Source organism: Amycolatopsis sp. NBRC 101858, assembly GCF_030269325.1.
In the GTDB taxonomy this organism is placed as follows: domain Bacteria; phylum Actinomycetota; class Actinomycetes; order Mycobacteriales; family Pseudonocardiaceae; genus Amycolatopsis; species Amycolatopsis ponsaeliensis.
In genome coordinates this window covers 1,005,585-1,030,492 of the sequence record NZ_BSTD01000004.1, presented here as the reverse complement: position 1 = coordinate 1,030,492, position 24,908 = coordinate 1,005,585, and the positions used below count along the sequence as shown (strand labels likewise).

Sequence of the window (24,908 nt, the reverse complement as noted above, 5' to 3'; positions counted from 1 at the left end):
CACCCGGTTCCCCTCACGACCGGCAGGGTTCAGGAAGCCGCGCGGCGTTTGGTCCAGATGTCGTACGCCACCGCCGCCAGCAGGACCACGCCCTTCACCAGCATCACCCGCTCGCTCGGCGCGCCGATCAGCGACATCCCGTTGTTGATCACCGCCATGATCAGCCCGCCCGTGATCGCGCCGACCACCTTGCCGACGCCGCCCTGGACCGCCGCGCCGCCGATGAACGCCGCCGCGATCGCGTCCAGCTCGAAGTTCACGCCTGCCGTCGGACCCGCCTGGTTCAGGCGGCCCGCGAAGATGATCCCCGCCAACGCCGCCAGCACGCCCATGTTGACGAAGATCCAGAACGTCACCGACTTGACCTTGACGCCCGAAAGCGTCGCGGCCTGCAGGTTGCCGCCCACGGCGTAGATGTGGCGGCCGAACACCGACTTGCCCGCCACCAGCGAGTAACCCAGCACCAGCGCCGCCAGCAGGATCAGCACCCACGGCAGGTTCTTGAACCGCGCCAGCTGCACCACCAGGGCCAGCACCAGCACCGCGATCCCGGCGATCTTCAGCACGAACACCGCGAACGGGTCGACGTCCTGGCCGTAGCCCAGCCGCGCCGAACGCTTGCGCCACTGGGTGAACGCGATGCCGGCCACCGCGGCCACGCCGGCCAGCAGCGACACCAGGTCGGCGCCACCCAGCGGCCCGAGGCCGATGTTGCCCAGGTAGCCGTCGGTGAAGCCGTTCGACAGCGTGCGGATCGCGTCCGGGAACGGGCCGATGCCCTGGTTGCCCAGCACGGTCAGGGTCAGGGCCCGGAACGCCAGCATCCCGGCCAGCGTCACGATGAACGCCGGGATGCCGAAGTAGGCGACCCAATACCCCTGCCACGCGCCGATCACCGCGCCGACGACGAGGGTGACCAGCACCGCCCAGAACCACGGCAGGTGCCAGTTCACCATCAGCACCGCCGACACCGCGCCGGTCATCGCGACGACCGAGCCGGCGGACAGGTCGATGTGCCCGGAGATGATCACCAGGATCATCCCGATCGCGAGGATCAGCACGTAGCTGTTCTGCACGATGATGTTGGAGATGTTCTGCGGTTCCAGCAGTGCGCCGCCGGTGAGCACCTCGAACAGGACCACGATCAGCGCGAACGCGACGTAGATGCCGCTCTGGCGCGGGTTGATCGAGATCCGCCGGGCGGAGCGCTCGGCCGGGGGCGCGTCGGGCCGCGCTTCGGTCGTGGTCATGGCCGTTCCTTGGTCATGTACTGCATGAGCAGTTCCTGGGTGGCTTGTTCGCGGGTCGCCTCGCCGGTGATGCGGCCCGCCGACAGCGCGTAGATCCGGTCGCACAGCCCGAGCAGCTCCGGCAGCTCGGAGGAGATGACCAGGACGGCCTTCCCCTGCGCGGCGAGGGAGTTGATGATCGTGTAGATCTCGAACTTCGCGCCGACGTCGATGCCGCGGGTCGGCTCGTCGAGGATCAGCACGTCCGGGTCGGTGAAGATCCACTTGGCCAGCACGACCTTCTGCTGGTTGCCGCCGGAGAGCTTCCCGGTCACGCTGCGCACGGTCGGTGCCTTGATCCGCAGGTCGCGGCGGAACCCGACGGCCGTGTCGTGCTCGGCGTGCTCGTTGACCCAGCCGCGCTTGGCCAGCTTGCCGAGCCCCGCCGCGGACACGTTGCGCTGGATGTCCTCGATCAGGTTGAGCCCGTAGCGCTTCCGGTCTTCGGTGGCGTACGCGATGCCGTGGCGGACGGCGTCGCGCACCGACCGGACGTCGATCTCCCTCCCGTGCTTGAGGATCCGCCCGGAGATGTCCTTGCCGTAGGACCGGCCGAACACGCTCATCGCGAGCTCGGTGCGGCCCGCGCCCATCAGCCCGGCGAGGCCGACGATCTCCCCGCGCCGCAACGAAAGCGACGCGTTGTCGACGACGACCCGGCCGGCCTGGGTGGGGCTGTGCACGGTCCAGTCTTCGATCCGCAGCACCTCTTCGCCGATGTCCGGTTCCCGGGGCGGGAACCGGTGCTCGAGGTCGCGGCCGACCATCCCGGTGATGATGCGTTCTTCGGTCAGGCCGGCCGCGTCGAGGGTGTCGATGGTGCGGCCGTCGCGCAGGATCGTGACGGTGTCGGCGATCGCGGTCACCTCGCCGAGCTTGTGCGAGATGATCACGCACGTCACGCCGTCGGACCGCAGCTCGCGCAGCAGCTCCAGCAGGTGGGCCGAGTCCTCGTCGTTGAGCGCCGCGGTGGGCTCGTCGAGGATCAGCAGCCGGACCTCCTTGGACAGCGCCTTGGCGATCTCGACCAGCTGCTGCTTGCCGACCCCGAGGTCCCGCACCGGGGTCACCGGGTTTTCGGCGAGGCCGACGCGCCGCAGGAGCGCGCCGGCCTCGTGGTTGGTGCGGTTCCAGTCGATCCAGCCCCGCTTGCCGCGTTCGTTGCCGAGGAAGATGTTCTCGGCTATCGAGAGCTGCCCGCACAGCGCGAGCTCCTGGTGGATGATGACGATTCCGTGCCGCTCGCTGTCGCGGACCGAACCGAACTCACACCGCTGCCCGTCGAAGTGGATCTCACCGTCGTACGTCCCGTGCGGGTAGACGCCGGAGAGCACCTTCATCAAGGTGGACTTCCCGGCGCCGTTCTCCCCGCAGATCGCGTGGATCTCGCCGCTGTTCACGGAAAGGGTGACGTCCGACAGCGCCTTGACCCCGGGGAAGGTCTTGGTGATCCCGCGCATGCCGAGCAGTTCGGTCATTTCAGCTGACCTGCCGTGTAGTAGCCCGAGTCGACGAGTTCCTTCTGGTAGTTGGCCTTGTCGACGGTGACCGGCTGCAGGAGGTACGACGGGACGACCTTCTTGCCGTTGTCGTAGTCCTTGGTGTTGTTGACCTCGGGCTTGCCGCCCTTGAGCACGGCGTCGGCCATCTTCACCGTGGTGTCGGCGAGGATGCGGGTGTCCTTGAAGATCGTCGAGTACTGCTCACCGGCGATGATGGACTTGACCGAGGCGACCTCGGCGTCCTGCCCGGTGACGATCGGGTACGGCTGGCCGGCGGTGCCGTAGCCGTTGCTCTTCAGCGCCGAGAGGATGCCGATCGACAGGCCGTCGTACGGCGAAAGCACACCCGCGACCTTGGCCCCACCGGTGTAGGTCTTGGTGAGCAGGTCCTCCATGCGCCGCTGCGCGGTGGCCGGGTCCCAGCGCAGGATCGCCGCGCGGGCAAAGTCCGTCTGGGTGCTCTTGACCACCAGCTTGCCGCTGTCCATCAGGGGCTTGAGCACGGACATCGCGCCGTTGAAGAAGAACGTCGCGTTGTTGTCGTCGGGCGACCCGGCGAACAGCTCGATGTTGAACGGTCCGGCGCCGTCGCCCAGCCCCTTGACCAGCGAGTTCGCCTGCTCGACGCCGACCTTGAAGTTGTCGAAGGTGGCGTAGTAGTCGACGTTGGGCGAGTTGCGGATCAGCCGGTCGTAGGCGATGACCGGGATCTTGCGGTCGGCCGCCTCCTGCAGCTGGGTGGTGATGGCGGTGCCGTCGATCGAGGCGATGACCAGCAGCTTCGCGCCCTTGGTGATCTGGTTCTCGATCTGGTTGACCTGCGTCGGGATGTCGTTCTCGGCGTACTGCAGGTCGACCTTGTAGCCGAGCTTCTCCAGCGCCGACTTGATGTTGTCGCCGTCGTGGATCCACCGTTCCGACGACTTCGTCGGCATGGTGACGCCGACCAGGCCGCCCGCCGCGCTCGCGGCGCCGGGTGCCGCCGTCTGGTCGGCGGTCTTCTGGCTCGAGCCGCACGCGGACAACGTCAGCACGAGCCCCGCGGCGGCGATCCCCGCCATTGTTCTGGTGAACTTCATTGTTCCTTCTTCCTTTCTCAGAAGCCTGGGTCAGAAACCGGCGGCCAGGCGGTAGTACGCCTGGTTCCAGCGGATGCGGTCGGCGAAGCCGTGCGGCGTGGTGTCCTTGTCGATCACCAGCAGCTCGACACCGAGCAGGTTCGCGAAGTCGCGAAGGGTTTCGGTGCCCACGGCCTGGGTGAGCACGGTGTGGTGCGGCCCGCCCGCGGTGATCCACGACTCGGCGGACGTCGACAGCGACGGCGCCGGCTCCCACACCGCCCGCGCCACGGGCAGGTTGGGCAGCGGCTCGTCCGGCGCGACGACCTCGATCTCGTTGGCGACCAGGCGGAACCGGTCGCCGAGGTCGACCAGGCCGAGGGTGACGCCGGGCCCGGGCCGGGCGTCGAACACGAGCCGCACCGGGTCCTCGCGGTCGCCGATGCCGAGCGGGTGGATCTCGCAGGACGGCTTCGCGGCGGCGATGCTGGGACAGACCTCGAGCATGTGGGCGCCGAGGATCTTCGGCGTGCCCGGCCCGAAGTGGTAGGTGTAGTCCTCCATGAACGAGGTGCCCCAGCCGATGCCGACACCCATCGCCTTGACCGCCGCGAGCAGCGCGGACGTCTTCCAGTCGCCTTCGCCGCCGAAGCCGTAGCCGTCGGCCATCAGCCGCTGCACGGCGAGCCCGGGCAGCTGGCGCAGGCCGCCGAGGTCCTCGAAGTTCGTGGTGAACGCGCCGAACCCGCCGTCGGTGAGGAACTTCCGCAGCCCGGCCTCGATCTTCGCCGCGTACCGCAGCGACTCGTGCCGAGCTCCCCCGGCCGCCAGCTCCGGGACGAGGTCGTAGTCCTGGGCGTACTGCTCGACGAGCGAATCCACTGTGTCCTTTTCGGACACCGCGTCGACCAGCTCGACGAGGTCGTTGACGCCGTAGGTGTTGACCGAGACGCCGAACCGCAGTTCGGCCTCGACCTTGTCCCCTTCGGTGACGGCGACGTCGCGCATGTTGTCGCCGAACCGGGCCAGCCGGAGGTTGCGCAGGTGGTCGGCGCCGATCGCGGCCCGCGCCCACGCGTCGATCCGCGCGACGACGACCGGGTCGGAGACGTGCCCGGCGACGGTCTTGCGGGGGACGCCGAGCCGCGTCTGGACGAACCCGAACTCGCGGTCGCCGTGCGCGGCCTGGTTGAGGTTCATGAAGTCCATGTCGATGGTGGACCACGGCAGGGCTTCGTTGAGCTGGGTGTGCAGGTGCAGCAGCGGCTTGCGCAGCGCGTCCAGCCCGGTGATCCACATCTTCGCGGGCGAGAAGGTGTGCATCCACGCGATGACGCCGACGCAGGCGGCGTCCGCGTTGGCCTCCTGCAGGACCCGGCGGATCGAGGAGGCCTCGGTCAGCACCGGCTTGCCGACGATCTCGGCCGGCAGCCCGCCGGAAGCGGCCAGGAGCTGCTGGATGCGCAGGGACTGGCCGGCGACCTGTTCGAGGGTCTCCTCGCCGTAGAGGGCCTGGCTGCCGGTGAGGAACCAGAGCTGGGGTTTCGACGCGCGGGTCATCGTTTCTCCTGGAAGCGGTTCAGTGCTGGCCGTAGACGTTCTGGTACCGGGCGTAGAGCCGGTCGACGTCCTCGGGTGGGAGGGGTTCGGGCGTGCCGAGCTCGAAGGCCTTGTGCACGGTGCGGGCGACGTCCTCGACCATCACCGCGGCCTTGACGGCGTCGCGGGCGGTGCGGCCGACGGTGAACGGGCCGTGGTTGCGCATCAGCACGGCCTTGGAGCGGCTCGTGCGCAGCGTCTCGACGAGGCCGCGGCCGATGGAGTCGTCCCCGATCAGGGCGAACGGCCCGACCGGGACGTCCCCGCCGAACTCGTCGGCGATCATCGTGAGCACGCACGGGATCGGCTCGCCCCGGGCGGCCCACGCCGTGGCGTAGGTCGAGTGCGTGTGGACGACGCCGCCGATCTCGGGCATGTGCCGGTAGACGTAGGCGTGCGCGGCGGTGTCCGAGGACGGCGCGAGCTCGCCGTGGACCAGTTCGCCGTGCAGGTCGGTGACGACCATGGTGTCGGCGGACAGGTCGTCGTAGGAGACGCCCGAGGGCTTGATCACCATCAGCTCGCGGCCGGGGACGCGGGCCGAGACGTTGCCCGCGGTCCAGATGACCAGCGCGTTGCGGGTCAGCTCGCCGTGCAGGTTCGCCACGGTCTCCCGGAGTTCGGCGATGGTGTCGAGGACTTCGTCGGTCAGGGACATCAGGACCGCCCTTTCGCGACCGCGCGGCGCCGGGCCGCCAGCCGGTGCATGACATCGTTGGCGCCACGGCCGAAGTAGTCGTGCAGCGTCGTGTATTCGGCGTACAGCTCGTCGTAGGCCGCGACGTTCGCGGGCACCGGCCGGTACACGTCGCGCTCGACCGAGCCCATCGCGGCGGCGGCGGCCCGGATGTCCGGGTGGGCCCCGGCGGCGACGGCCGCGTGGATGGCCGAGCCGAGCGCGGGGCCCTGCGCGGAGCCGATGACCGACAGCGGGAGGTTCGTGACGTCGGCGTAGATCTGCATGAGCAGTGCGTTCTTCATCAGCCCGCCGGCGATGATCAGCTCGGTGACCGGCACGCCGGCCTCGCCGAACGTCTCGACGATCTTGCGGGTGCCGAACGCCGTGGCTTCGAGGAGCGCGCGGTAGACGTCTTCGGCGCGGGTGGCCAGGGTCTGGCCGACGATGACGCCGGACAGCTCGTGGTCGACGAGGACCGACCGGTTGCCGCTCTGCCAGTCCAACGCCACGAGCCCGTGTTCGCCGATCTCCTGCCCGGCGGCCCGGCGGGTGAGTTCCTCGTGCCCGTCCCGGGCGAAGTGCTCGACGAACCAGCCGAAGATGTCGCCGACGCCGCTCTGCCCGGCTTCGTAGCCCCAGAGCCCGGGGACGATCCCGCCGTCGACGACTCCGCACATGCCGGGGACCTCGTGCAGTTCGGCGCCGTTCATCACGTGGCACGTCGAGGTGCCCATGATCGCGACCATCTGGCCGGGCTCGACGGCGTTCGCCGCCGGCGCGGTGACGTGGGCGTCGACGTTGCCGACGGCGACCGCGATGCCTTCGGGCAGCCCGGTCCAGGCGGCGGCCTCCGCGGTGAGCCCGCCGGCGCGGGAACCCAGCGCGCCCAGGGGGTGTTCGAGCTTGTCGGCCACGAAGGACTCGAAACCGGGCGCGAGCTCGCGGAGGAAGTCGCGGCTCGGGTACTGGCCGTCCTGCAGGATGCCCTTGTACCCGGCCGTGCACGCGTTGCGGACGTACACCCCGCTCAGCTGCCAGACGATCCAGTCGGCCGCCTCGACCCAGTGCCGCATCGCCGCGTAGACGTCCGGAGCCTCTTCGAACACCTCGAGGCCCTTGGCGAACTCCCACTCCGACGAGATCAGGCCGCCGTAGCGCGGCAGCCACTTCTCGCCGCGGGTGCGGGCCAGCTCGTTGATCCGGTCGGCCTGCGGCTGGGCCGAGTGGTGCTTCCACAGCTTGACGTAGGCGTGCGGCTCGGCTTCGAACTCGGGCAGCTCGCACAGCGGCGTGCCGTCGGCGGTCGTCGGGACCATGGTGCACGCGGTGAAGTCGGTCGCGATGCCGACGACGGCCGCCGGGTCCGCCCCCGCGTCGGCGAGCGCGGCGGGGACGGCGGCGCGGAGCACGCCGACGTAGTCCGCGGGCACCTGCAGCGCCCAGTCCGGCGGCAGCGCGCGGCCGGACGCGGGCAGCGTCTCGTCGAGCACGCCGTGCGGGTACTCGAAGACCGCGCTGCCCAGCTCGGCGCCGTCGGCCACGCGCACGACCACCGCACGTCCCGAGAGCGTGCCGAAGTCGACGCCCACGACGAGAGGGTCTGCTGACACTTCTGGTTCCTTTCCGGTACGGCTCAACGGCCGGTCATCACGAGTGTCGTCACGGAGTTCGCGGGCAACGTCAGCTTCGACGTCGCCGCCAGCCCGGTGATCTCCCTGGTCTGCGGCACGATGGCGGTCGGCGCGGCGAGGCTGTTGCGTCCCGCCGGGTCGCCGGTGAGCGTGGTGAGCGTCCCGGTGCCGTCGACCGCCGTGACGCCGGTGAGCGCCAGCCGCGCGGTCTGTACCTGCCCGGTCGGGTTGACGAGCTTGACCGTGAACGTCTTCCGGCCCGCCTTGGTGGTCACGTTCACCACCTGCCGCAGCGGGCTGCCCTGGCTGAGGCGGCTGGTGACGATCTGCTTGCCGAGCGTGCTGGAGAACATCTGCTGCACCCAGTACGAGGGCGAGCCGTAGCTGCTCCCGGCGTCGAGGCCGATCAGGTTGACCGGCCAGTCGGCCTGGTTTTCGTGCACCAGCACCGGCGCGTACATCGAGCCGATGACGATGTCGCTGTTGCGTTCCAGTCCGGTGAGGAACGCGGCCTCGCCGATCGCGGCGGCCAGGGTGCCGGTGGGCCGGCCGTCCTGGGCGCCGTACTCGCCGACGAGGATCTCCGGGCCGCTGCGGTCCGCGGTGTCGTAGCGGGTCGAGTTGTCCGTGAACCACTGCGGCGACTGGTAGTAGTGGTCGTCCGCGGCGTCCGGGCGCACCCCGGTCGGCGTGCTCGACGCGGCCCCGCCCTGCAGGCCGCCGGTCGTCGCGATGACCGTCAGCTGCGGGTACTTCGCCTTGATCGCGTTGTCCATGTCGGTGAAGCGCCAGGCGTAGCTGCCCGAGCCGTCGAACCAGTCCTCGTTGCCGACCTCGACGTAGTGCAGGTCGAACGCGGCCGGGTGCCCGTCGGCGACCCGCTTCGCGCCCCACGTCGTGGACGCGTCGCCGATGGCGTACTCGATCTCGTCGAGCGCTTCCTGGACGTACTGCGGGTAGTCGGCCTGGCTGACGTGCCGGCCGTCGAGGGTGTAGCCGGCGAACAGCGCGAGCAGCGGCTGGGCGCCGATGTCCTCGGCCAGCTTGAGGTAGTCGAGGATGCCGAAGCCGTCGGTGGACCAGTAGCCCCACGCGGTGTTCTGGTGGCCGGGCCGCGCTTCCGGCTTACCGATGGTGTTCTTCCACGCGAACCGCGTGTCGACGGTGCTGCCTTCGAGGTAGTTGCCGCCCGGGACGCGGAAGAGGCCGAGTTTCATGGCGGCGAGCTTCTGCCCGAGGTCGAGGCGGACGCCGTGGTTCTTGAACGTCGGCGGGAACAGGGACACCTGCTGGAACCATGCCTCCCCGGCAAGTGCCTTCTTCCCCTTGTTCACCAGCGACACGACGATCCGGTTGTCGGTGGACGTCGTGATGGTGGACGGCGTGGTGAAGCTGTACGTCTGCTGCGCCCACGCCGCGCCGGGAGGCTGGAGGTCCTTGCTCGCCAGCACGGTGCCGTCCGGCTTCTCCAGGCTGACGCGGACCGCACCGGTCCACGTGCCCTTCGCGAAGAAGCTGCCGGTGTACTTCGTGGACGGCTTGGCGGCGCTGCCGTAGTAGCCCACGTTGGCGGCGGCCACGCGCCCACCGGCCGGGACGGCGTCGGCGTGCAGCTTCAGCGACCGGTCGAGGGCGGGGTTCAGCGGGGTCGCGGTGTCGATCGCGTACGTCCCGGTCGCGCCGGCGGAGGTGAGCAGGGACCAGTACGGGACCGGGGTGTCGCCCGCGCCGCTGCCGCGCTGGTAGGCCTCCTTGAAGGTGCGGTTGCGGACGAGTTCGGCGTACAGCCCGCCTTCGACGGAGTGGCTGATGTCCTCGAGGATCGAGCCGTAGGTGGTCGCGCGGGTGTTGGCGCGGACGACGTTGGCGTCGACCGCCAGCTGGTTCGCTCCGGCGAGGGTGCCGACCTGGGCCGCGGTGAGCGGGAAGCGGCGCAGCTCGACCTCGTCGACCGCGCCGGTGAACCCGGCGCCGACGGTGAAGGCCGCCGCGCTGTTCCCGGACGCCGGGCAGGCGGAGACGTCCAGGGTCGTGCCTGTCGGCGTGCCGCAGGTGCTGGTGACCGCGGCCGCGTCGCCGTCGGCGTGGACGGTGAGCCGCTGGGAAGCGCGATCGAGGACGAGGGCGGCGTGGTGCCAGTTGCCGTCGGCGAGGCCGCCACCGCTGGTGGTCACCTGGATCGTGCCGATCCGCGCGGTGAGCTTGCCGCCGGACACGCCGAGGGCATAGCCGTCGCCGTGATCGACCAGGGTGCCGTCCCCGGTGGTGCGGAACCACGCTGCCAGGGAGAGCGAGCCGGTCCCGGTGTCGAACGCGGGCGAGGTGCCCATGTCCACAGTGGACTTGCCGTCGAGCTGGACGGCCTTGCCCGCCGCGCCCGCGGTCCAGGTCGCTCCGCGGAGCGTGCCGTCGGCAGCGTTCGCGCTCGAGTCCCGGGCGACCGGGCCCGTGCCCTCGTCGAAGTGCCACGACCCGCTCGCGGCCAGGGCGGCGACGGCGGACGCGGTCAGCGGCGTCGGGTACGCGCGGACGTCGTCCACTCCCCCGGCGAACCAGTCGGCCGGGCTGCCGGCCCACTTCCCGCGTCCGATGACGAGGTGCCCACCGGCGGTCCACGGCGTGGTGAACGGGACGCTCTGCTGCAGGGTTCCGTTGACGTACAGGGAAAGCGTGCCGGCCGCCCGGTTGTGGACGCCGACGAGGTGCTGCCACTGGTCGGCCTGGGCGGGCAGGGTGGACACCGCCGCGGACGACGCCGTGTCGCCGTCGGAAGCGCGGCGGGTGAAGGCGAACCGGCCGTCGGCGGTGCGCTGGAGGTAGAAGCCGCTGATCGTCGAGCCGTCGACGCTGACGGCAGTCCGGAAACCGGTGGCCGCGGTCGGCTTCACCCACGCGGACACCGAGAAGCTCTGTGCGGTGTCGACGACCGGGGCCGGGGCTTCGACGGCGGCGTCGGTGCCGTTGAAGGCGGCGCCGTGCGGGCCGACGACGCCGTCACCCCACGCGGCGCCGCCGGTGAGGGTCGCGGTGCGCGCGTCGAGGGAGTCGTCGGCCGCGGTGGTGCCGGTGCCCTCGTCGAGGGTCCAGTGCCCGGCGATGGCCAGGCGGGCGGCGTCGGCCGCGGTCAGCGCGCCGGAGTAGGCGCGGACGTCGTCGATCGTGCCGTCGACGTAGTCCACCGGGTTGCCGCCGTACTTGCCGCGGCCGATCACCAGGTGGCCGGTGCCGGCCCAGCCGGCGGGCGCGGACACCGCGGCCTGCCGGGTGCCGTCCACGTACAACGACAGCGTTGACACCGCCGCGTCGAACACCCCGGTGAGCTGGTACCACTGGCCGACGACCGGGTCGAAGTTCGCCGAGGCGACGACACCGTCGGCGGGCGCGTCCCCGGCGAGGCGGGTGAAGGCGAAGCGACGCGAGTCGTCGCGGAACTGCAGGAAGAAGGTGCTGACCTGGTTCCCGTCGATGCTCACGAACGTCTGGTAGCCGGAGATCTTGTCGAGCTTGACCCAGCTGCTGACGGAGAAGCTCTTCGTGGTGTCCAGCACGGGAGCGCCGGCGTCGGCGAACCCACTCGCGCCGTCGGTCGTCAGGGCGCCGCCGCGGATGCCCGGGCCCCAGCCCGCGCCGGAGTTCAGGGTGGCGGGGTGCTCCCCCGCGGTGTCGGCCGCGGTCGTGCCGCTGCCTTCGTCGAACGTCCAGTGCCCGGCCAGGGCCGGGTCAGGGTCGGCCGCGGCGGCCGTGACGGGCAGGGCGGCGAACAAGGTCAGGGCCGCGAGCACGGCCAGGAGGCGCCGGAAACCCGGGGTCATCGGTGGCTCCCCCGCGTCACGAGGCGTTGCAGGACGATGAAGACGAACAGGAGGGCGCCGGTGATGATCGAGGTCCACCAGGAGTTGAGGGTGCCGTCGAAGGTGATCAGCGTCTGGATGATGCCCAGCACCATGATCCCGAGCACGGTGCCCAGCACGTAGCCGGAGCCGCCGGTGAGGATGGTGCCGCCGATGACCACCGCGGCGATCGCGGTCAGCTCGAGGCCGACGCCGTTGAGCGGGTCGCCGGAGGACTTGTACAGCACCAAAAGCAGCCCGCCGAGGGCCGAGCAGAAGCCGCTGATCGTGTACACGGCGATCTTCGTCCGGCCGGTCTTGAGGCCCATCAGCATCGCGGACTGCGCGTTGCCGCCGATCGAGTAGACCGTGCGCCCGAACCGCGTGAAGGCCAGCACGTACACCGCGACGGCGACGACGACCAGCGCGACGACCACGCTGATCGAGATGTGCAGCTCGCCGCCCAGCGGGATCTGCGTCTGGGCGAGGGTGGCGATCGTCGGGTTGTCGATCGAGTACGCCTCGGTGCTGATCGTGTAGCAGAGCCCGCGGGCGAAGAACATCCCGATCAGCGTCGCGATGAACGGCTGGATCTCGAAGAAGTGGATGAGCGCGCCCATCCCGGCGCCGAGCAGCGCGCCGACCACCAGCACCACCGCGATCGCCGCGTACGCGGGCCAGCCGTGCTTCTGCAGCAGGTCCCCGGAGATCACTGTGGACAGTGCGACCACCGACCCGACGGACAGGTCGATGCCGCCGGTGAGGATCACGAACGTCATCCCGACCGCGACCACGAGCAGGAAGGCGTTGTTGATGAACAGGTCGAGCACGACCTGCCCGGACCCGAACGCCTCGTAGCTGGCCGCGCCGAAGATGTAGGCCCCGACGAGCAGCGCCATCGTGGCGAGGATCGGGAGGTGCCGCTGCCGCGGCCGGTAACCGCGGACGCGCGCGAGGGTGGTCATGCCGTGACCTCGACCTTCTCGGGAGCGGACGCGGGTGCCGGGTCCCCGGCCCGCGGAGTCCGGCGCCGCCGGAGCTTGCGGCGGAACGCGGGCGACTGCAGCAGGCAGACCGCCAGCACGACCACGGCCTTGAACAGCATGATCGCCTCGGGCGGGATGCCGAGGGCGTAGACGGTGGTGGTCAGCGTCTGGATGAGCAGTGCGCCGATCACCGCGCCGCCGACCGAGAACCGGCCGCCGGTCAGCTGCGTGCCACCGACGACGACAGCGAGGATCGCGTCGAGCTCGATGAACAGCCCGGCGTGGTTGGCGTCGGCGCTGTGCACGTTCGCGCTGATCATCAGCCCGGCGATGCCCGCGCACAGCGCGCAGAAGACGTAGACGAGCCAGGTCAGCCGGGCCGCCCGCAGGCCGGCCAGCCGGCTGGCCTCGGGGTTGCCGCCGACGGCCTCGACGAGCAGGCCGAGGGCGGAGCGGCGGACCAGCAGCGAAGCGAGCACGAACACGGCCAGCGCGATGAGGATCGCGCTCGGCAGGGTCAGCACGAACCCGCTGCCGATCCATTCGTAGGGGGCCGAGTTGATCGTGATGATCTGCCCGCCGGAGATCAGCTGCGCGATCCCGCGCCCGGCGACCATCAGGATGAGCGTGGCGATGATCGGCTGGATGCCCAGCGCGGCGACCAGCCAGCCGTTCCACACCCCGAGCACCAGCGACAGGCCCAGCGCCAGCCCGACCGCGACCAGCGTCGCGCCCACGCCGTCGGGGTGGTCGGCGATCCACAGGCACGCCAGCGATCCGCTGATCGCGACGACCGCACCCACCGAGAGGTCGATGCCACGGGTGGCGATGACGAGCGTCATGCCGATCGCGATGAGGATCAGCGGGGCGCCGTTCTTCAGGATGTCGACGAGGTTCCCGTAGAGGTGACCGTCGCGCAGCTCGATCGAGAAGAACGCCGGGCTCGCGATGAGGTCGCCCACCAGCAGCGCCAGCAACGCCACCACGGGCCAGAACAACCGGTGCTTGGTCATGAGACGGCTCCCTCGGCCATCGTGGCCATGATGTCGTCGGCGGTGAGCGCCTGGTTCGCCAGCTGGGCCACCACTTTCCGGTCGCGCAGCACCACGACGCGGTGGCTCAGCCGGAGCACCTCCTCCAGCTCGGCGGAGATGTACACGACGGCCATCCCCTCGGCCGAGAGCTGGGTGACCAGCCGCTGGATCTCGGTCTTGGCGCCGATGTCGATGCCGCGGGTCGGCTCGTCGAGGATGAGCAGCCGCGGCTCGGTGATCAGCCAGCGCGCCAGCAGCACCTTCTGCTGGTTGCCGCCGGAGAGGTTGCCGACCAGGGCCTCGGGGTCGGCGGGGCGGATGTCGAGCGTCTCGATGTACTTGCGCGCGATCTCGTCCTGGCGGCGCCGGGTCAGCGGCCGCGCCCAGCCGCGGGAGGCCTGCAGCGCCAGGACGATGTTCTCCCGGACGGTCAGTTCCTCGACCAGGCCTTCGGTCTTGCGGTTCTCCGAGCAGAACGCGATCCGGTGGTCGAGCCCGGCGCGCGGGGTGCGCAGGTTCGCGGCCTCCCCGTCGACCCGGACGGATCCGGTGTCGGCGTGGTCGGCGCCGAAGAGCAGCCGGGCGAGCTCGGTGCGCCCGGAGCCGAGCAGCCCGGCCAGCCCGACGACCTCCCCGGCGTGGATGTCGAGGGTGAACGGCTCGACGCCACCCTTGCGACCGAGGTCTTCCGCGGACAGGAGCACCGGCGCGTCCGCGACCTCGGCCCGCGTGGGCCCGGAGTCCTCGAGCGTTTCCAGGACGCGCAGTTCCTTGCCGATCATCTTGGTGACCAGCTCGACCGGCGTGATCTCCGCCGTGCGGTACTCGCCGATCAGCTTTCCGTTGCGCAGCACGGTCATCCGGTCGGCGACGGCGAAGACCTGGTCGATGAAGTGGGAGACGAAGAGGATCGCCAGCCCCTGCTCACGCAGAGACCGGACGACCTCGAGCAGCTGCTCGACCTCGCCGGTGTCCAAACTGGACGTCGGCTCGTCGAGCACCAGGACCCGCGCCTCGACGTCGAGGGCGCGGGCGATCGCGACCAGCTGCTGGACGGCGATCGAGCAGGTGCCGAGCTCGGCCGAGACGTCCACGTGGACGTCCAGCCGGGCCAGCAGCTCCTCCGCCCGCCGCCGCATCGGGCCCCACTGGATGCGGCCGAAGCGGCGGGGTTCCCGGCCGAGGCAGACGTTCTCCGCCACGGACAGGTTCGGGCAGAGGTTGACCTCCTGGTAGACCGTGCTGACGCCGGCCTGTTGCGCCTCGCCGGGCCCGCCGAAGGCGACGGCGGTCCCGGCGAGGGTGATCGTGCCCGCGTCCACTCCGTACACCCCGGTCAGCACTTTGATCAGGGTGGACTTGCCGGCGCCGTTCTCCCCCATCAGCGCGTGGACCTCGCCCGGGAACAGGCGGAAGTCGACGCCGTCGAGGGCGAGGACGCCGGGGAACTCCTTGCGGATCCCGGTCATGGTGAGCAGTTCGGCGGACACGGGGACCTCTCAGTACTGGCGCTGCGGCAGGGCGGCCTTCGCCGACGCCTGGTCGAACTCGGTCTCCTGGGTCTCGATGCGCTCGGGCACCGACTCACCGGCGGCGACCTTCTTCACCAGGTCCATCAGCTGCGGGCCGAGCAGCGGGTTGCACTCGACGACGTGGTTGATCTTGCCGTCGGCCAGTGCCTGCAGCGCGTCCTTCACGCCGTCCACCGAGACGATCTTGATGTCCTTGCCCGGCACCTTGCCCGCGGCTTCGATCGCTTCGATGGCACCGAGCGCCATGTCGTCGTTGTGCGCGTAGAGGACGTCGATCTTCGGCTGGGACTTGAGGAAGGCCTCCATGACCTCCTTGCCCTTGGCGCGCGTGAACTCACCGGTCTGCGAGGCGACGATCTTGTACTTCGGGTCCGCCGAGATGACGTCCGCGAAACCCTTCTTGCGGTCGTTCGCCGGGGCCGAGCCCGTGGTGCCCTGCAGCTCGACGATGTTGACCTGGCCGGTGGCGCTGCCGAACTCCTTGGTCAGCCACTGCCCGGCCTTCTTGCCCTCGGCGATGAAGTCCGAGCCGAGGAAGGTCTTGTAGAGCGTCTTGTCCGGCGAGTCGATCGCCCGGTCGGTGAGGATGACCGGGATGTTGGCCGTCTTGGCCTCCTTGAGCACGGTCTCCCAGCCCGACTCCACCACCGGCGAGAAGGCGATGACCTTGACCTTCTGCTGGATGTAGGAGCGGATGGCGGAGATCTGGTTTTCCTGCTTCTGCTGCGCGTCGGAGAACTTGAGCTCGATGCCGGCCGTCTTCGCCGAGTCCTGGATCGACTTGGTGTTGGCCGTCCGCCACCCGCTCTCGGCGCCCACCTGGGCGAACCCGAGCGTGATCGCCCCGCCGGAACCGCCGGAGGAACCACCACTCCCGCAGGCGGTGAGCAGCACGAGTCCGGCCGCCGCGGCCGCCGCGGCGGCCCATCGCTTCTTCAGCACGTTCACTCCTCGATCGACGGTGATCATTTCTGTTAGCGTTAACATTCGGAGCTGGACATCTTCGGTTCGGCGCGTGCGGGGCGCTAACGCGGCCCGGTGCTCTCGCGGACGATCAGCTCGGGCACGACGAGGGCGCGCGCGTGCCGGTCGCCCCCTTCCATCCGCTGCGTGAGCAGGCCGAACGTGCGTCGGCCGACTTCGATGAAGTCCTGGCGCACCGTGGTCAGCGGCGGCGTGAAGTACGCCGCCTCGGGGACGTCGTCGAAGCCCGCGACGCGCACGTCCCGCGGCACCGAGACGCCGGCCTCGGCGAACGCGCGGAGCAGGCCGAGCGCCATCTGGTCGTTGCCGGCGAAGACGGCGTCGAGGTCGCCCTCCTTGGCGAGGGATCGCCCCGCCTCGTAGCCCGAGCGCGAGCTCCAGTCGCCGCGGATCACCCGGGGCGCGTCCACGCCGTGGCGTTCCAGGGTTTCCCGCCAGCCGAGCTCGCGGTCGCGGGCCTCCAGCCAGTCCTCCGGACCGGCGACGTGCCAGACCGTGCGGTGGCCCAGGGCCAGCAGGTGCTCGGTGGCGCGGCGGGCGCCGTCGCGCTGGTCGACGGAGATCACCGGGACCGGCGCGGCCTCCCCGCCGCCGACGGCGACGACCGGGAAGTCCGCGGGCGCGGCTTCCAGGGCGCGGCCCGCGGTGACGTGCGGGGCGATGACGATGATGCCTTCGACGGCCTGGCGGCGGAGGTTCTCCACCGCGTCGGTGATCGACGACCGGCCGGGACGGCTGACACTGGAGATCGTGATCGCGTACCCCGCTTCCCGGGCGGCGTTCTCGATGCCGTAGAGCGTGCTGGCCGGACCGTACAGATTGGACTCGAGCGCGACGACGCCGAGCGTGCCGGTGCGTCCGGTGACGAGCGCGCGGGCCGCGGAGTTCGGGCGGTAGCCCAGTTCTTCGATGGCGGCGAGCACCCGGGCGCGGGTTTCGGGGCGCACCGGGCCGGTCCCGTTGATGACCCGGGAGACGGTCATGTGCGACACGCCCGCCACGCCCGCGACGTCGGTGAGACTGGGCTGCCGCGTACCGGCCGCGGTCACCTTGACGGGGCCGCCGGAGCGGGGTCGTTCGGCCACCGGCGTCCCCTTCCGTCCGCGTCGACGTGGTCCCCGTCACCCGATCCGGTGACGGCGAGGAGTCAGTGTTAGCGATAACACCAGTGCGGTCAAGACCGGGGTGCGTAACGGTCTCGTCACGTGCGCCGGAGGGGTACCGGCTCGTGGCTCGGCGGCTGGACCTGCGGGAAAGGATGTTGCTTGATCACCGGATACCGGCGACCACGGTGTTCAAGGGTCATGTTCGCCGACGTCAGAGGGCCAGCGAGGCCGCCACCGGGAGGTGGTCGCTGCCGGTCGCGGGCAACGTCCACGCCGCCACCGGCCGCACCCCCGTCACGAAGACCTGGTCGATCCGCGCCATCGGCAGCCCGGCGGGCCAGCTGAACCCGAACCCGTCCCCCGCGTCGTCCTGCGCGGACCGCATCCGCGCCGTGATGGGCGCCAGGGCCCGGTCGTCGGCCGTGCCGTTGAAGTCGCCGACCACGACCGTGCGCGGCGAGGACTCCGCGGCCACCGCGTCGGCGAGGAGGCCGATCGCTTCGTCGCGGCCGTTGGCGGTGAAGCCCGAGTCGATCCGGACCCGCACCGACGGCAGGTGCGCGACGAAGACCGCCACCGGGCCCTTCGGAGTGTCCACTGTGGTCCGCAGCGCACGGGTCCACGGCATGATCGCGACCGGCCGGGTGTCGCGCAGCGGCAAGGTGCTCCAGATCCCGACCGTGCCCTGCACCGAGTGGTGCGGGTACGCGGCCGCGAGCGCGTCTTCGTACTTCGGGATCTCGGACTTCTTCAGCTCCTCCAACGCGATCACCTGCGCGCCCGAGGCCGCCAGGGCGCGCGCGGTACCGGCCGGGTCCGGGTTCTCGTCGTTGACGTTGTGCGAGACGATCGTCAGGTCGCCGCCGGCTTCCGTTTTGTCGAACAGCCTGCCGCCGAAGAACCCGCCCCAGACCAGCGCCGGCAGCAGGAGCGACACGAGCGCGAGCGCGGAACGCCGGACGAGCGCCGCCACGAGCAGCGGCAGCACGAGCAGGCCCGTCCACGGCAGGAACGTCTCCAGCAGGCTGCCGGCGTTGCCCACCCAGTTGGGCACGAGCGAGTGCGCGAGCAGCAGCAGTGCTGTCAGCGCGGAGAAGACGGCGATCACCCGGCCGCGGCGCCGGGTTCGCCGCTCGGGCGCGGCCTCGAGCACCGCGGTCATCGAGTGGCCGCCGGCAGTGCGCGCTGGATCGCCGCGATGAGCGTCCGGCTGTTCTCGAGCGCGGCCTGAAGCCCCTGCGCCGGGCTCCCACCCGGATTCTGGTGCAGGACGACGCCGAGGACGAGCACCCCGCCGGGGCCCTTCGCCGCCCACATCAGCGCCCCGCCGGCGGCGGTCGACGAACCGGTCTTCAGCCCGATCACGCCGTCCCGGCCGAGGAGGGTGTTGGTGTTGACCACGCCGGGCACGCCGTCGACGCGGAGGTTCGTCGTCGCGACGATTTCGCGGATCACCGCGTTGCGCATCACTTCGCGGGCCAGGCGCAGCTGGTCGGTGGCGGTGCTCGTGGTCGAGTCCTCGACCCCGCTGGCGCCGGTGTAGGTGGTGCCGGTCATCCCGAGCGCGGCGGCCTCGCGGTTCATCTTCGCGACGAAGGCGTCCTGGCTGCCGGCGTCCCAGCGGGCGAGCAGCCGGGCGGCGTTGTTGCCGGACGGCACGAGCATCAACGCCAGCAGGTCCCGCTCACTGACCTGCCGCCCGGCCCGCAAGGCGACGGTCGACTCGTCCCGGGACGTCGATTCGGCGTCGGCCTGGTCGTCGACGGTGATCATCGGGCCCGCTTCGCCGGGGGCGAGCGGGTGGTGCTTGAGCACGACGTAGGCGGTCATCACCTTGGTGACGCTGGCGATCGGCACCGGCTCCTGCTCCCCATGGCTGCCCAGCGAGCCCAGGCCCTGCACCTCGGCGCTGGCCTGTCCCCCGGCCGGCCACGGCAGCGGCAGTTCGACGGCGGGCCGGGCGGGGCTCGCGGCACCGTCGACGGTGGGCGGGAAGAGCACCCAGCAGGCCGTGGCAAGAGCCACCGCAACGGCAGCGGCGAGCCCGCCGGCGACGGGTGGGATGCGGGTACGGGCCATGGGTCTCCTCCGGGTGCGGGGGCGCTCCTCGAGCGCACACCGTCACTTTGTCCGGGGAAGATCGCCGGGCCGTCGGGGTTGTTCGACAGGTCTGAACCAGAAATGTCCCGATTCTGTACCAGAGCGGCGGACAGGCCGGGAATCGGCGCGGGCCGCGGAGGCTCCACGGTGCGCGGCCCGCCACGCCACCCGGGTGAGCCGGACATGGCGCGGGACCGGCCCCCCTCCGCCGCGCGCGGTGGGAAGCCGGTCCCGCTGGTCTGGACCCCTCAGCTCACGTGGACGTAGTCGACCACGAGCTGCTGCGGGAACTGGGTGCTGCCGTCCGGGTCGCCCGGCCAGTAGCCGCCCACCGCGAGGTTCAAGATCACGAAGAAGTCGTGGTTGAACACCCACTGGTTGCCGCCGACGTCGGCCGGCGTGCGGGTCTGGTAGGCGTTGCCGTCCACGGACCAGACGATGCGATCGGCGGACCAGTCGATCGCGTACGTGTGGAAGTCGTCGGAGAAGTTCGGGCCGTTGTACGCCGCGCCGATGCCGCCCGAACCCGAATACCCCGGGCCGTGGATGGTGCCGTGCACGGTGTTCGGCTCGAAGCCGACGTTCTCCATGATGTCGATCTCGCCGCACTGCGGCCAGCCGACGTTGCCGATGTCCGAACCCAGCATCCAGAACGCGGGCCACATGCCCTGCCCGCGCGGCAGCTTCATCCGGGCTTCGATGTGCCCGGAGGACGCGGTGAACTTGCCGGACGTGTTGAGCCGCGCCGACGTGTACTCGCAGGCGCCGTACCAGCAGTTGTTCCCGCTGTTCTCCTTCTTGGCCGTGATCACGAGGTGGCCCTGGCCGTCGAGCGCCGCGTTGGCGGTGCCGTCGGTGTACCACTGCCGCTCGTGGTTGTTCACGTTGTCGCCGGTCTCGTGGACCCACTTCCCGCCGTCGACCCCGCTGCCCGCCGGGCCGTCGAAGTCGTCGGTGAAGGAGGCCAGGACCGACGCGGGCGCGGCCTGGACCTGCGGTGCGGCCACCAAGGCGCCGGCCACGAGCAGGGCCGCGGGTGCCACCAGCAGGCGGCTCGTCCGCCGCCATCGGGCGGAGTTCCTGGTCGACATCGTCGTCGCCCCTTCCGTTCCGCGGGCGACGGCTGGCGGCTCACCGGCGCCCTATTTGTTGTCGGACGCAACAAAGTATGAACGGGTCACTGGCGAAGAACAAGGTTAACCGGTCGGACATTTTCCGACGAGTACCCGATGGTCCGGACCACCGGGTACTTTCGGGCAACTTCAGCGCTGGATGCAGTCGAGCCCGAGCCCGACACCGGTGGCGACGTACTGGCAGACGTGCGACGCGTGCGCCTCGTCGGTCTCCGTGCAGCCCAGCGGCACCCCGAGCAGGTCGACCGCGCAATAGGCGTAGAACTGGTTCGGGTTGCCCGGGACCGGGTCGGCCGACGCCGGGGTCGCCGTGGCGACGGCGGCGATGACGGTGAGCGCGGCCGCGAGTGCGGCGATACGGGTCTTCATGGTGCTCTCCTCCCGGAAGCCCCTGTGCGCCAGGGGTTTGTGCTGGAAGAGGTTCCCCGCGCCGCCCGGGTTCACCTCCGGGTCACCGGAAAGTGTCACGCGGCCGGGCCGCGAACCGAACAGCTCGTGAACTTCGTTCTGCGTGATTCCGTCCGAACGTCGGTGTTTACGAACAGCTTCGATCACCTACGCTGGCCCAGCCCTGCCGAGGTCCCCCTGGAGGTTCCCCGTGATGGCCGACCCGCACGAGTTCACCCGCCGCAGCTTCCTCGGCGGGGTCGCCGCCGCCGGCGCCCTCGGCGCCCTGCCGCCCGGCATGGCCGAAGCCATCGCCGAGCCCCGGGTCTCCGGCAGCCTGTCCGACGTCGAGCACGTCGTGATCCTGATGCAGGAGAACCGCTCGTTCGACCACTACTACGGCACGATGAAGGGCGTCCGCGGCTTCGGCGACCGCTCGGCGATCGTGCGGCCGAACGGCCAGGACGTCTTCCACCAGCCCGATTCCGGGCGCAGCGACGGCAAGTACCTCCTGCCGTTCCGCGTGGACACGTCCAAAGTAGATGGTCAGGACCTCGGCGACCTCGGGCACGGCTGGGCCGACCAGCACCAGGCGATCGCCGGCGGCGCGAACGACGCGTGGGTCGCCGCCAAGGGTGAAATGACCATGGGCTACTTCGGCCAGGGCGACATCCCGTTCCACCGCGCGCTGGCCGACGCGTTCACCCTGTGCGACCACTACTTCTGCTCGGTGCAGGGCCCGACCACCCCCAACCGGCTCTACCTCTTCACGGGCACCATCGACGCGGACGGCAAGGCCGGCGGCCCGGCCAACTACAACCCGTCCGACTACAAGCCCGTCTTCAGCTGGACGACCTACCCGGAACGCCTGCAGCAGCACGGCGTTTCGTGGAAGGTCTACGCGAACAAGGAAGTCGGTGACGCGGGCGGCTCGTTCGTCGGCGACTACGGCGACAACCCGCTGTGGCTGTTCAAGGCCTACCACCAGGACTACGCGAGCGATCTGTCCAAACGGGCCAGTGTCTTCAAGACCTGGGGCCCGGATTCCGGGAAGGGCAAGGACGTCAACCACGTCCTGGCCGAGTTCACCGCCGACTGCGCGAGCGGGTCCCTGCCGAAGGTGTCGTGGATCGTCGCACCCTACGGCTACTGCGAGCACCCCGAAGCCCGCCCGGTCGACGGTGCCGCGTACACCCAGACCGTGCTGAACGCGCTGTGGGCGAACCCGAAGCTCTGGGAGTCCACGGTGGTCCTCATCGACTACGACGAGAACGACGGCTTCTTCGACCACGTCGCCCCGCCGATCGCGCCGCCGGGGACGGCCGGCGAGTACATCGGCGGCAAGCCGATCGGGCTCGGCGCGCGGGTGCCGATGACGGTGATCTCGCCGTGGAGCCGCGGCGGCTGGATCAGCTCCGAGGTCACCGACCACACGTCGGTCATCCGGTTCCTCGAACGCTGGACCGGCGTGGCCGAGCCGAACATCAGCGCGTGGCGCCGCGCGCTCTGCGGCGACCTGATGACGTGCTTCGACTTCGGCACCCCGAACGTGCAGATCCCGCTGCTGCCGGACACGGCCGCGCTGCGAAAGCAGGCCGACGACACCCAGAAGAAGCTGCCGAAACCCACGCCGCCCGCGACCGGCAAGCAGCAGGTCCCGGTGCAGGAAGCCGGCACCCGCCCGGCCCGCGCGCTCCCCTACCGCCCGCTGGTGACGACGTCGCTGAGCGCGGACCACCAGATCCTCACCACGACGTTCGCCAACCAGGGCACCGCGGCCGTCCAGCTGATGGCCCACCGCAACGACGGCCAGGCCGACGGCCCGTGGCCCTACGACGTCGCGCCCGGCGCGCAGGTGAGCGACACCTGGCGGATCCAGCTCTACGGCGGCGGGAAGTACGGCGTCGCGGTGCACGGGCCCAACCGGTTCCGCTGGGTGTTCGCCGGGGACGCGAACAGCGCCGGCGCGGGCGTCGACGTCCTCGGGAGCTACACCGCCGAGAACAAGCTGCGGCTGACCATGCGCAACAGCGGCACGACGGCCGTGAAGGTCACCATCACCGCCAACCACTACCGCACCGACGGCCCGTGGACGTACCCGCTGGCCGCCGGGCAGACCGTGACCGATGACTGGAACCCCGTCGCCTACGGGTCCGGCTGGTACGACCTGTCCGCGACGCTCGACGCCGACCCGAAGTTCCTCCGCCGGTTCAGCGGGCACGTCGAGACGGGCGCACCGAGCGTCACCGGCTGATCGTTCACATCCGTGACCATCGTTCAGCTCATTGACGCACGTCACATCCGTGACCTATAAAGGGAAAGTCCGGGTGTACGCCGCAACACCTCCGCTGTCCCCCTTTCCCGGAGGTCCTTGGTGTCCCCACGAAGCCGGCGTGCCGTTCTCCTCGGCGCCGCCACGATCTCGGCCGCGCTCGCGCTGACGGGCGCCGTCACCGCGCAGGCCGCGGCGGCGAACCTGTCCGCCACGTTCGCGAAGACCTCGGTCTGGACCGGGGGCTACGGCGGCGGGTACACGATCGCCAACCGCGGCGACGCGCCCGCCTCCGGCTGGACCGTCGAGTTCGACCTGCCCGCCGGCACGTCGGTGAGCAGTTCGTGGAGCTCGGTGAAGACGCAGGCCGGTCAGCACTACAAGTTCACGAACGCGAGCTTCAACGGCACGGTCAAGCCCGGCGCCACCGCGAACTTCGGCTTCAACGTCGCGGGGTCCGGACTGCCGTCGGGCTGCACGGTGAACGGCCTTCCGTGCGAGGGCAGCGGCCCGGTCACGACTACGCCGACCACGCCGACGACCACCACCACGACTCCGACTCCGACGACGACCACGACTCCCCCGCCCGCCGGGGACACGGTGAACGTCTCGACGGCCGCCCAATTGCAGGCCGCCCTGGCGAACGCCGCGCCGGGACAGGCGATCAAGCTCGCCGCCGGGACCTACCGCGGCTCGTTCGTCACGACGAAGGCCGGCACCGCGACGAAGCCCATCACCCTGTCGGGCCCGGCGAACGCGGTCCTGATCAACGACGGCCCGTCGGGTGACGCGCCGGACTGCCCCACGCCGACCGCGGGCTGGGACTCGGGCTACGGCCTGTGGCTCTCGGGTGCGCCGTACTGGAACCTCGCCGGCTTCACGGTGCAGGAGTCCAAGAAGGGCATCGTCGTCGACAACTCCCCGCACACGACGATCGACGGCGTCGACGTCAACCACGTCGACGAGGAGGCGGTCCACTTCCGCCGCTCGTCGGCCGACAGCGTGCTGAAGAACTCGACGATCACCTACACCGGGCTGGTGCAGCCGGGGTACGGCGAAGGCGTCTACCTCGGCTCGGCCAACTCGAACTGGGCCTGCCACGGCAACTCCGGCGGCGTCGACCGCGGCGACCGGATCCAGGTCCTGGACAACCACATCGGCCCGTTCATCGCGGCCGAGCCGATCGACGTCAAGGAAGGCACCTTCAACGGTGTGATCCGCGGCAACACCTTCGACGGCCGCGGCATCTCCGGCGAGAACTCGGCGGACTCCTGGATCGACGTCAAGGGCATCGGCTACACGATCGAGAACAACACCGGCACGTTCTCCTCGCCGGGCACGTTCGCCAACGGCTACGAGAACCACAACACGAGCACGTCGCCGTCGTTCGACAACGGCTGCGGCAACGTGTGGCGCAACAACAAGTCCGACCTCGGCGGGGTCGGCGCCTACGCGATCAAGATCAGCTCGGTGTCGAAGTGCGCGGCCGACCCGAACGTGGTGTACGCGTCCAACACGGTCACGAACGCGACGGCGGGCCTGACGAACATCCCCGTCACGCCGTAGTCAGAGGTGCATGGCCAGCCACAGGGCCACCCACGCGGTGGCGGCGAGCACTGCGCCCGCCGCCGCCGCGAGGAGGACCCGCCGCAGGCCTCGGGCGGGTTTCACCGGTGTCTCGATGTGGTCCATGAAGTCGATCATGAACCACGCGGGCCGATCCGGACAGTCCGCGCGCTCGTCCGGGCGACCCCTGCGCGGGGTACCCCGAACGGTGGCGACGCAC

At 70.5% G+C, this 24,908-nt stretch carries 18 protein-coding genes and 1 pseudogene; 2 read left to right on the top strand and 17 right to left on the bottom strand.

Annotated elements, in window-relative coordinates:
• Positions 1-29: 29 nt before the first annotated feature.
• The 16 genes and pseudogenes from mmsB to QSK39_RS33470 form a co-directional block, all read right to left on the bottom strand.
• Positions 30-1,250: a multiple monosaccharide ABC transporter permease gene (gene mmsB / locus QSK39_RS33545; protein WP_285481869.1), complete on the bottom strand. Its 1,221-nt coding sequence runs from the start codon at positions 1,248-1,250 to the stop codon at positions 30-32.
• Entirely contained in the window at positions 1,247-2,767 is a 1,521-nt protein-coding gene (gene mmsA, locus QSK39_RS33540) for a multiple monosaccharide ABC transporter ATP-binding protein (protein ID WP_285481868.1), read from the bottom strand. Before mmsA ends, mmsB begins: the two co-directional genes overlap by 4 nt.
• Positions 2,764-3,870 (bottom strand): multiple monosaccharide ABC transporter substrate-binding protein, encoded by a 1,107-nt coding sequence (gene chvE, locus QSK39_RS33535; protein ID WP_285481867.1) that lies wholly within the window; start codon positions 3,868-3,870, stop codon positions 2,764-2,766. The genes mmsA and chvE overlap by 4 nt, the downstream gene beginning before the upstream one ends.
• A 30-nt stretch (positions 3,871-3,900) precedes the next feature.
• On the bottom strand, positions 3,901-5,409 hold the full coding sequence (araA, locus tag QSK39_RS33530) for an L-arabinose isomerase (RefSeq protein WP_285481866.1): 1,509 nt from the start codon (positions 5,407-5,409) through the stop codon (positions 3,901-3,903).
• A 19-nt stretch (positions 5,410-5,428) separates the two neighbouring features.
• Positions 5,429-6,106, bottom strand: a complete 678-nt coding sequence (locus QSK39_RS33525; RefSeq protein ID WP_285481865.1) for an L-ribulose-5-phosphate 4-epimerase — start codon at positions 6,104-6,106, stop codon at positions 5,429-5,431.
• Positions 6,106-7,737, bottom strand: coding sequence for a ribulokinase (gene araB, locus QSK39_RS33520; RefSeq protein WP_285481864.1), 1,632 nt, complete (start codon positions 7,735-7,737; stop codon positions 6,106-6,108). The genes QSK39_RS33525 and araB overlap by 1 nt, the downstream gene beginning before the upstream one ends.
• A gap of 23 nt (positions 7,738-7,760) precedes the next feature.
• Complete coding sequence (locus tag QSK39_RS33515) at positions 7,761-11,570, bottom strand: alpha-L-arabinofuranosidase family protein (RefSeq protein WP_285481863.1); 3,810 nt, start codon at positions 11,568-11,570, stop codon at positions 7,761-7,763.
• Complete coding sequence (gene yjfF / locus QSK39_RS33510) at positions 11,567-12,553, bottom strand: galactofuranose ABC transporter, permease protein YjfF (RefSeq protein ID WP_285481862.1); 987 nt, start codon at positions 12,551-12,553, stop codon at positions 11,567-11,569. The genes QSK39_RS33515 and yjfF overlap by 4 nt, the downstream gene beginning before the upstream one ends.
• The gene (locus tag QSK39_RS33505; RefSeq protein WP_285481861.1) at positions 12,550-13,587 is read right to left on the bottom strand and encodes an ABC transporter permease; all 1,038 of its coding nucleotides are present in this window, start codon (positions 13,585-13,587) and stop codon (positions 12,550-12,552) included. The genes yjfF and QSK39_RS33505 overlap by 4 nt, the downstream gene beginning before the upstream one ends.
• Positions 13,584-15,077, bottom strand: a complete 1,494-nt coding sequence (locus QSK39_RS33500) for a sugar ABC transporter ATP-binding protein (protein WP_285481945.1) — start codon at positions 15,075-15,077, stop codon at positions 13,584-13,586. The genes QSK39_RS33505 and QSK39_RS33500 overlap by 4 nt, the downstream gene beginning before the upstream one ends.
• A gap of 30 nt (positions 15,078-15,107) precedes the next feature.
• Entirely contained in the window at positions 15,108-16,109 is a 1,002-nt protein-coding gene (locus QSK39_RS33495; RefSeq protein WP_502873326.1) for an ABC transporter substrate-binding protein, read from the bottom strand.
• A gap of 56 nt (positions 16,110-16,165) precedes the next feature.
• On the bottom strand, positions 16,166-17,209 hold the full coding sequence (locus QSK39_RS33490) for a LacI family DNA-binding transcriptional regulator (RefSeq protein ID WP_285481860.1): 1,044 nt from the start codon (positions 17,207-17,209) through the stop codon (positions 16,166-16,168).
• 232 nt (positions 17,210-17,441) lie between these two features.
• Entirely contained in the window at positions 17,442-18,392 is a 951-nt protein-coding gene (locus tag QSK39_RS33485; protein ID WP_285481859.1) for an endonuclease/exonuclease/phosphatase family protein, read from the bottom strand.
• The gene (locus QSK39_RS33480; RefSeq protein WP_285481858.1) at positions 18,389-19,309 is read right to left on the bottom strand and encodes a D-alanyl-D-alanine carboxypeptidase family protein; all 921 of its coding nucleotides are present in this window, start codon (positions 19,307-19,309) and stop codon (positions 18,389-18,391) included. Before QSK39_RS33480 ends, QSK39_RS33485 begins: the two co-directional genes overlap by 4 nt.
• A gap of 272 nt (positions 19,310-19,581) precedes the next feature.
• A pseudogene (locus QSK39_RS33475) lies at positions 19,582-20,421 on the bottom strand (glycoside hydrolase family 16 protein); the annotation flags it as partial.
• A 171-nt stretch (positions 20,422-20,592) separates the two neighbouring features.
• Positions 20,593-20,832 (bottom strand): hypothetical protein, encoded by a 240-nt coding sequence (locus QSK39_RS33470; RefSeq protein ID WP_285481857.1) that lies wholly within the window; start codon positions 20,830-20,832, stop codon positions 20,593-20,595.
• A 232-nt stretch (positions 20,833-21,064) separates the two neighbouring features.
• On the opposite strand from QSK39_RS33470, the gene QSK39_RS33465 reads away from it, so the two are divergent.
• Together QSK39_RS33465 and QSK39_RS33460 are read left to right on the top strand one after the other, a co-directional pair.
• A complete protein-coding gene (locus tag QSK39_RS33465) occupies positions 21,065-23,104 on the top strand; it encodes a phosphocholine-specific phospholipase C (protein WP_285481856.1) in 2,040 nt (679 codons plus the stop codon).
• A 120-nt stretch (positions 23,105-23,224) separates the two neighbouring features.
• Positions 23,225-24,688 (top strand): cellulose binding domain-containing protein, encoded by a 1,464-nt coding sequence (locus tag QSK39_RS33460; RefSeq protein WP_285481855.1) that lies wholly within the window; start codon positions 23,225-23,227, stop codon positions 24,686-24,688.
• Here the strand turns inward: QSK39_RS33460 and QSK39_RS33455 are convergent, their stop codons facing one another.
• Complete coding sequence (locus tag QSK39_RS33455; RefSeq protein WP_285481854.1) at positions 24,689-24,814, bottom strand: hypothetical protein; 126 nt, start codon at positions 24,812-24,814, stop codon at positions 24,689-24,691.
• Positions 24,815-24,908 lie beyond the last annotated feature (94 nt).